At 51.6% G+C, this 8,853-nt stretch carries 7 protein-coding genes and 2 pseudogenes; 8 read left to right on the top strand and 1 reads right to left on the bottom strand.

All coding sequences use genetic code 11. From position 1 onward, the window contains the following. Positions 1–305 precede the first annotated feature (305 nt). The 5 genes from LOY38_RS11490 to LOY38_RS11475 all read left to right on the top strand — a co-directional run bounded on the left by LOY38_RS11490 (position 306) and on the right by LOY38_RS11475 (position 4,625). Positions 306–1,406: a DUF6708 domain-containing protein gene (locus LOY38_RS11490; protein ID WP_408980585.1), complete on the top strand. Its 1,101-nt coding sequence runs from the start codon at positions 306–308 to the stop codon at positions 1,404–1,406. An 81-nt stretch (positions 1,407–1,487) separates the two neighbouring features. Then, positions 1,488–2,327 (top strand): hypothetical protein, encoded by an 840-nt coding sequence (locus tag LOY38_RS11485; RefSeq protein WP_408980583.1) that lies wholly within the window; start codon positions 1,488–1,490, stop codon positions 2,325–2,327. 62 nt (positions 2,328–2,389) lie between these two features. Continuing rightward, positions 2,390–2,581 carry a hypothetical protein gene (locus LOY38_RS30305; RefSeq protein ID WP_408980581.1) on the top strand — a complete coding sequence of 64 codons (192 nt, stop codon included), beginning with the start codon at positions 2,390–2,392 and terminating at the stop codon, positions 2,579–2,581. 338 nt (positions 2,582–2,919) lie between these two features. Next, a complete protein-coding gene (locus LOY38_RS11480) occupies positions 2,920–3,498 on the top strand; it encodes a hypothetical protein (protein WP_258700106.1) in 579 nt (192 codons plus the stop codon). A gap of 32 nt (positions 3,499–3,530) precedes the next feature. Beyond that, positions 3,531–4,625 (top strand): DUF6708 domain-containing protein, encoded by a 1,095-nt coding sequence (locus LOY38_RS11475; RefSeq protein WP_408980580.1) that lies wholly within the window; start codon positions 3,531–3,533, stop codon positions 4,623–4,625. Here LOY38_RS11475 and LOY38_RS11470 read toward each other — a convergent pair. After that, positions 4,615–5,506: pseudogene (locus tag LOY38_RS11470) on the bottom strand (IS3 family transposase); the annotation flags it as partial. The gene LOY38_RS11475 and the pseudogene LOY38_RS11470 sit on opposite strands and share 11 nt — an antisense overlap. Before the next feature lie 70 nt (positions 5,507–5,576). Between LOY38_RS11470 and LOY38_RS11465 the strand changes: the two are divergent. The 3 genes and pseudogenes from LOY38_RS11465 to LOY38_RS11455 all read left to right on the top strand — a co-directional run. Next, a pseudogene (locus LOY38_RS11465) lies at positions 5,577–8,048 on the top strand (RHS repeat-associated core domain-containing protein); the annotation flags it as partial. Between the two features lie 4 nt (positions 8,049–8,052). Then, the gene (locus tag LOY38_RS11460) at positions 8,053–8,442 is read left to right on the top strand and encodes an immunity 50 family protein (RefSeq protein ID WP_258700105.1); all 390 of its coding nucleotides are present in this window, start codon (positions 8,053–8,055) and stop codon (positions 8,440–8,442) included. A gap of 168 nt (positions 8,443–8,610) precedes the next feature. Beyond that, positions 8,611–8,841 (top strand): hypothetical protein, encoded by a 231-nt coding sequence (locus LOY38_RS11455; RefSeq protein WP_258700104.1) that lies wholly within the window; start codon positions 8,611–8,613, stop codon positions 8,839–8,841. Positions 8,842–8,853: the final 12 nt, after the last annotated feature.

Genomic DNA, 8,853 nt, shown 5'->3' with positions numbered 1-8,853 from the left:
CTGAACAAACTTTATGGCTTTCTGCATGACACCTACCTCTCCGCAGTACGACGAGTTCGATATACAACAGCAGCGCCCTATCGTTGGTGAAACTTGTCGTTTTGCCACCAAAGGAAAAGGGGACGCCCATTAGCCTTGACTTGAGACCGGCTAATAGGTGTCCCCTTTTGTTGCTTTTCAGGGAAAGAAAAAACGATTCCTTCTATTCCCGCGTTACGCGTCCGCAATGCCAGTGCGCCATCATTGCTCGTGACTACTGATCTTCTCAACGTGCCTGGCTTCACCCAACGCCTCGGTAAAACTTGATGCCTTTACAGAAACAATCACCTAGCGACGATGTGCTTGGACTGAACAAAAAAAGACCTAGATCCGGTGAAACACGTAGCTTTGCGACTGGGGAGGCTGTTTTCTTTTCTCCACTTCCCATACCTACGGGCAGCACTCCAATGGATCTGGGGGGTAGCTTCATCGAGGTCAATGATACCTATCTCGATGTAGGTAGCAGCAACTTTGGCAAGGCATTTCAGGCAAGAGCGATGATCGGCCTTTGTATGGGCTTTATAATTTCCTGCCTATTTATTTTACCTACTATCATGGGTTTTTCGACCTTCAACAATCCATTTGGCCGTGATTTCTCTTGGTACTTCAGCGAATTCTTTGAGTCGGGCTTATATATTTCCGGATGGGGGGGGACAGCATTCGCGGCCCTTGGTTTGTACGTCGTTGTAAGTACGACACGAAAAAAATCTCAAACCCGTCCTATTCGCTTCAATAGGCAACGGCGTGAAGTCTGCTTTTTTGCGGACGGATCTGATGAGCCTGTGATTCAGCCTTGGGAGGGGATGGTGTCCTGGCTCTCGGTCAGCACTGGTGTTACCGGAGTAGGCGTCATCAACACTTATACATTCGGCATGGCTTTCGACGACCTGAAAGCCGATACCGTGCACTTTGTAAACCAAGGTGTAATGACCCCAACTCATGGCTTGGGTAAGTGGGAAGCAATCCGCGTCTACATGGAAAAGGGACCGCAATACTGCCCAGATAAAGCACCTTACGAGGGGCGCCATACTTTCGATAAAGAGCAGGCAGATATGCTAGAGGAGTACCAACACAACGAGCGCTCCGCTCTGAGCGTTGGCTGGTGGTATTTTTCTCATGCAATCACTTTGTGGCGCTTTCCGTACTGGGTAGCAGAATGGGACCATCGTTTCAGCATGAAATCTCTACCTGATTCCATTGCTGAGTGGTCAAAATCTCTACCGACTGAGCAGTGGGCCAAGCCGAGCCAATCGTTGAAAGAGCAAAGCGTCAAGATCGAAAAAGCTTTTGCTCAGGGACAAGATTTCATGACGTACTTCAAGGCGAACCTAAATGAATTCAAGACAGAAGAATCGATAAATAATTGAATGGAAACGATGAGTCGCGTCCTTGATGCATAAATATAATCGACTACCTCATGCCGGAGATGCACTTTATGGTTGTCCTGCATGACACCTACCCCTCCGCAGTACGACGAGTTCGATATTCGACAGCAGCGCCCCGTCGCTGGGGAAACTCGTCGCTTCCCCACTGGCGAAGCATTGTTCCTCTCACCTCTACCGGTTCCTACCGGGCAAATCCCAATGGATCTCGGCGGAAGTTTTGTTGAAGTCAACGACACCTATCTGGACTTGGGTAGCAGCAATCTCACCAAGTCTTTCCAAGCACGATTAGCGGTGTCACTCCCTACAGTCGTAGTTATCGTTTGTCTATTTGTTCTCCCAACCTTGATGGGCTTCGCAGCATTCATAAATCCATTCGGCAGAAGCTTTTGGTTTTACTTCAACGATTTTTTTGAGTTCGGAATATCACTAGCGCTCTGGTGTGGAGGGGGAGCAGCGCTGATTGGCCTGTACGCGATTATCAGCACCACAAGAAACAAATCTCGCGCCCGACCCATCCGATTTAACCGTCAACGCCGAGAGGTCTGTTACTTCCCGAATGGCTCCGACGAACCCGTGATCCAGCTTTGGGAAGACATGGTGGCGTGGATCTCAGTCAGCACCGGATTCACCGGAGTAGGCGTAATCAGTAGCTACACCTTTGGCATGGCCATAGATAATCCCAAGTCCGATACTGTGCACTTTCTCACACAGGAGGTCATGACTCCTGTTCATGGACTAGGCAAATGGGAAGCCATACGTGTCTACATGGAAAAAGGACCGGAGTTTTGTCCTGGTAAAGCACCATACGAGGGTCGCCACACTTTCGATCAAGAACGACAGGTCATGCGCGAGGAATACCAGCACAACGAACGTTCCGCATTAGAGTTGGTTGGTGGTACCTGACACACCTGATCACTTGGTGGCGTTTTCCGTACTGGGTAGCGGAATGGGACCACCGTTTCAGCATGAAATCTCTACCTGATTCCATTTCTGAGTGGTCAAAATCTCTACCGACTGAGCAGTGGGCCAAGCCGAGCCAAGCGTTGAAGGAGCAAAGCGCCAAGATCGAAAAAGCTTTTGCTCAGGGACAAGATTTCATGACGTACTTCAAGGCGAACCTGAATGAAATCAAGACAGAAGAATCGATAAATAGTTGAATGGAAATGATGAGCCATGCACAAATATAATAGACTACCTCATGCCGGAGATGCACTTCATGGTTATCCTGCATGACACCAACCTCTGCGCAGTACGACGAGTACGATATTCGACAGCAGCGCCCCGTCACCGGGGAAACTCGTCGTTTTCCCACTAGCGAAGCATTGTTCCTCTCACCTCTACCTGTTCCTACCGGACAGATGGGTGGGCCTTTGCCCGGAGTGGTCAATCTATTAATGAGGCATTTACTACCGCCAATCAGGCCCGTGCACTCGTTTGGGTTAAAGCGGGCAGCCAACTACTGAGCGTCGCTGCCAAAGCCAACTTGATTGGACTGGTGCTGACTGGCCTGCAACTGGGCGGGGAGTTTTTATACAACCGAAACAATAAAAGCGAACTTGATATCTGGCTACAAAAAGGTCCTTGGGGTAAAAAGAGTGTCAACCGCAGTCTGGCCGAGGAACGTCTTCTGCTGGCTGATATCACCACCGCACCTCAGGTAGCCTTACAGTCGATAAACAACCAACCTATTGCTGTACTGCGAATACCTGGAATCACTGCTCGTGAACTAAATGACGTAGAGTTTGGCGTGAGCGCTTACTGGCTGACTAACCACCAACGTAATGACTGGGAGGCGTGGAGCGAACCTCTACTTTATCAACTCAACCTACTTAGCGCTCCGGATGAGCCACTTAAACTTGGCATGGACATTTTTCAACACGAGGCCAACGCACAACATGGTTTGGCTATCGTCCTACGCTATCACCCCGTCGCTGGCGATAAGGCTTTCCGAGAAAAACGCTTCGAAACTACAACGTTAAACGTGCAGAATGGCAAGCTGCTTCCGGCTGTCTCTGTTTTAAAGTCGCGTACCACCGATGCCCCTTGGCTATTGGTCAACAGCGACTTTCTGTAGCTACCCGGCCCACCACTTTTCGGTTGAATTGCATGCCATCCAAACCAACACAACATGATGAATTGAATCTCAAACACCAGCGTCCTATCGCTGGTGAATCCCGACGCTTCATCACTGGCGAGGCAGTGTTCTTTTCACCATTACCCGTTCCTATCGGACAGACACCCATGGACTTGGGTGGAAGTTTTCTTGACGTCAACGACACGTACCTCGATGTGGGTAGCAGCAATATCAATAAGGCTTTCCAAACTAGGGTTATGATCGCAAGTGGGATGCTTATACTGATTGTAAGTTTAATAGTGGGTCCCTTCCTTGCTGGACTGATGAGTTTCGGTGACCCCTATGGACGAACATTTACACAAATTTTTATAGAGTTTTTTTCCTCTGGCGTTGCCATCGGCGCTTGGGGGTCGGCCGGGGCAGGACTTTTAGGACTCTATGTTGTCATCAGTACTACTCGCACTAAAGCACGTACTCGTCCCATCCGTTTTAATCGGCAACGCCGCGAAGTCTGTTTTTTCGCGGTTGGGTCTGATGCCCCTGTAATCCAACCTTGGGAAGAGATGGTGTCCTGGCTGTCGGTCAGCACTGGTGTAACTGGTGTAGGCGTTATGAGCACTTATACCTTCGGTATGGCGTTCGACGATCCGAAGGCCGATACGGTGCACTTTGTGAACCAAGGTGTGATGACCCCAACCCATGGTTTGGGTAAGTGGGAAGCGATTCGCGTTTATATGGAAAAGGGACCGCAATACTGCCCCAGTAAAGCTGCTCACGAAGGCCGCCATACATTTGATAAAGAGCAAGCAGATATGCTTGAGGAATATCAACACAATGAGCGTTCCGCCCTAGGCGTTGGCTGGTGGTATCTAACCCATATAATCACCTGGTGGCGCTTTCCATACTGGGTGGCGGAGTGGGACCATCGTTTCAGTATGAAGTCTCTACCTAATTCCATTGCTGAGTGGTCCAAACCTCTTCCATCTGAACAATGGGCCAAGCCAAGCCCAGCGCTTAAAGAACAAAGCGCGAAAATCGAAAAAGCCTTTGCTCAGGGACAAGACTTCATGAAGTACTTCAATGCCAACCTAAATGAAACCAAGGCAGAAGAATCGGAAAATAGCTGAACACTATTTCCAGCATCAAGTCGCGGATATCATCGCCGCTGTACCCGGTCGGGCTTGCCACCCAGCCTATGGCTTCGCGATCACAACAATCCAGGGCGAAGGTCACGCTCAGTTTGGCGCCGTCCTCGCAGCGGAACTCAAAGCCGTCCGAGCACCAACGCGTATCGCTGTTTTCCACGGCAATACGGCCTTCGTGCCGACGCGGCCCCCCGGGCTGTTTGATGCGCCGCTCCAGCAGTAAGTTGTGATCAGCATGACCCGGTAAACCCGCTTCACGTTGATCGCCGGCAGCGACCGTTTTTCACGTGCACGACGCAGCAGTCCCCAGACGCGACGGTATCCATAGCTGGGCAGTTCGCTGACCTCTTGCTGGATTTCAGCGACCAGCTCTACATCGTTCACAGGCCTGCTTCGCCGTGTCTTGGGCGATACCGATTGCTTGATTCGAACCGTTAATTGCGAGCGCGCCACACCGAGACATTCGCTGACCAGCTTCACTGGTCGTCCCCCGGCAACAAGGGTGAGTGCGCAATCCATTTTCGCGACCGGGCGATCTCCACGGCCTCTTTGAGGATTTCTGCTTCCATCGTTTTCTTGCCCAGCATCCGTTGCAGTTCACGGATCTGCTTGAGCGCATCGCTCAGCTCGGACGCCGGCACCACCGCTTCACCGGCACTGACCGCCGACAAGCTGCCGTCCTGATACAGCTTGCGCCAAAGGAATAACTGGTTGGCATTGATGCCGTTGCGCCGAGCGACAACCGACACACTTTGCCCTGGCTCAAGGCTCTCGCGAACCATAGCCAGCTTTTGCTCTGGACTCCAGCGGCGCCGCCGCTCCTGGCCCAAAAGCTCCCCACTCTCATCGTTGCTGTTAGTCATAAACATAACCGTTTGCCTATCCCTTATCGTAAGGGGGAAACGGTGTCCTGTCTTTCATGGGGCTCGTTCACTGATGGCCGTGGTCCCGCCAGAAGACGAACCGACCCGTTACAACTACTTCAATGGTCAACTCATTGATGTCCAGCGAGGTAAAGCGCGCTGGAAGTACGAGCGCAACCGTCAAGGCGATATCACCCAACAAACCGATCCTCAGGGCGCCGAAACCCACTACAGTTATGACCGTCAAGGCCGCCTGCTGGAAATACGTCACCCCGACGGCAGCCGTCATCAACTGGGCTGGAACAATCTCGGCCAACTGCTGGAAGAACGCCTGCCTGACGGCGGCCAACGCAAGTATCGTTACGATGCGCTAGGTCGGCAAATCACACGTCAGGATGAAACCGGCGCCATCACCCATTACCAATGGGACGCCGTTGATCGCCTGACACAAATCACCCTTCCCGGTGGCGCCACCCGCGCCTTCACCTACAACCCGTATGGTCGCGTCACCGCCGAACGGGATGAACTCGGGCGCATCACCCGCTACGAATACGCCGACAACCTGCACCTGGTGAGCCGCCGCATCAACCCCGACGGCAGCCAGCTGCGTTACCGCTACGACAACTCGCGTCTGCTGCTCACCGAGATTGAAAATGAACGCGGCGAGCACTACAACCTCGATTACTACCCGAACGGCCTGATCCAGCAGGAAACCGGGTTCGACGGTCGCCGCACCGCCTACGAATACGACCTCAACGGTCGGTTGCTGAAGAAAACCGAATTCGGCGACGATGGCAGCGAACTGGTGACCGAGTACCAGCGTGACGCTGCTGGCCGTCTGCTGGTGAAAACCCTGGCTGACGGCGAAGAAATTCACTACAGCTACGACGCCCTCGGTCGTCTCGTTAATGTTAACGACGGCAACTGGCCCCTCGCCTACGAATACGATCTGCAAGACCGCCTCATCACCGAACACCAGGGTTGGGGCACCCTGCGTTACGAGTACGACAGCGTCGGCCAACTGAAACACTGCCGCCTGCCGGAAGGCAGCAAGCTCGACTACCGCCACCAGCCTGGCGGCCAGTTGAGCAGCATCGACCTCAACGGCTCGCGCCTGACCACTCACCAGTTCAACGCCGGCCGCGAACAGCAACGCCAACAAGGCCTGCTGCTCAGCCAATACCAGTACGACGAACAGGGTCGGTTGCAAGCGCACAGCGTCAGCCAACAGGAACGCAACCTATTCCAGCGCCGCTACGCCTATGACGCCAACGGCAATCTCGCGGGCATCGATGACAGCCGCAAGGGCAACCGCAGCTACCACTACGACCCGCTCGACCGCCTGATCAACGTTCGTGGCAGCACACCGGAAAGCTTCGCGCACGACCCGGCAGGTAACTTGCTGGGCCAAGGCGACCAACCAAGCGCGAGCCTGGCTAACGTCAAAGGCAACCGCCTACTGATGCAGGGCGACCGTCATTACGACTACGATGCCTTTGGCAATCTGACCCGCGAACGTCGCGGTACCGGTCAGAAACTCGTCACTGAGTACCGTTACGACTGCCAGCACCGTTTGATCGGCGTCAGCCTGCCGGGGGGCAGCGTAGCATCCTACAAGTACGACGCCTTCGGCCGGCGCATCGAAAAGACTGTCGACGGCCATACCACTGAGTTCCTCTGGCAAGGCGAACGCCTAATCGCAGAAAGCGCCGACAATCGCTATCGCACCTACATCTACGAGCCCGGCAGCTTCCGCCCATTGGCCATGCTCGACGGCGAAGGCCCACTGAAAGCCGCGCCGTTCTACTACCAACTCGACCACCTCGGCACCCCACAGGAACTCACCGACTACAGCGGCGAAATCATGTGGTCGGCCAAATATCGCGCCTACGGCAACCTTGCCGCGCTAGACGTCAGCGAAATCGACAACCCCCTACGTTTCCAGGGGCAGTACTTCGACGCCGAGACAGGGTTACATTACAACCGGCATCGCTACTACAATCCGGGTACTGGACGGTTCTTGACGCCGGATCCGATCAAGCTTGCGGGGGGGGTGAACAACTACCAATACGTGCCTAACCCTACGGGGTGGGTGGATCCGTTGGGGTTGAATGCTAACTGTCCAGGAAGCAAGAATACTCCCGTTGAAAGCAAACAAAGCGAGCCTCCACCACCCGAGCTATCTCGCAACGGCGCATTTAGACAGGCAAAATCAGAGGCTGGAATTCCGAGAGCCCAGCAGCCTGACCCTGTATACGACCCCACGACGGGGAAAACACAACAATACAAATATGTACGAATGACAGATAAAGCAGGCGAAAGTATTCTAAACAATGAAGGAAAGCCTATTCTTACGCGAGAATATCAATATACGCGCGCGGACGGTTCTAAAGTCATCATCCAAGACCACTCCGCAGGGCATCAATATCACGAATCTGGGAATAAAGGCGATCAGAAAGCGCATTTCAATTTGAGACCCATTGAAAACACTAGAACAGGTAAAGTGCTCGGCGCGAAAGATCACTACTATTTTAAGGAATAAAGAGATGAACTCTTGGAACGAGCTTGATGGAAGCAATTTTTTTAACAGGATTTTCACATCTGCGATTGCCATTGGAGAAGTCGAACTATTCTCAATAAGTATCGACAACAGCAGACCAACTATAACTCTAGAGTTTGATATTCCTGAGTACCCAGACATACCACCAGAAAAATGGAAACAGTCCGGATTCAACACATGCAGGACTGGACTAAACTGCAGCAACATCGAAAACTTGACAATAAAAAATATTCCTACCCGAAAAAAATTAGCGGTTAAAATTTCATATCAAGACAACATCTATACAATTAACCTTTCAAACAACGAATCACTGATCGAATTCACAACAAAACACCCACTACTATGTGGCCCCTCTGCTTACATGAATACTTTATAGCAACACCCCAACACGTGGATTACTTACTCAAACAACAAACAATGGCTGTCTATTTTTGGCGATAATTACACACCAAAAAAAGCTCAACATTACTTATGCGATCTTCAGGGATAACGCCATAACACTAAAGCTGTACAGTCCATTGGAGGGCAATAGACAACCTGAAAAATGGATAAAAACGGATACAATGAATTTGAATTTGATTTAACGCTTAACGACATCAGCACAGTAGCAATAAGCCAATTTAATTTTCATGACACAATTGACTTAACAATAGAAAGAAATAGCACTCAATACGATGTAAAAATAAAAACTCCTGATACCTGCCGAGCAACCTATCAGGCGCAAGGAATTTTTATTTCCAACATAAAAGCCTACCACAACGACGGATCTACATAATTATTACAACAA

The organism is Pseudomonas sp. B21-015 (assembly GCF_024749285.1).
Taxonomy (GTDB): domain Bacteria; phylum Pseudomonadota; class Gammaproteobacteria; order Pseudomonadales; family Pseudomonadaceae; genus Aquipseudomonas.
This window is presented reverse-complemented; position numbering and strand designations above follow the sequence as displayed.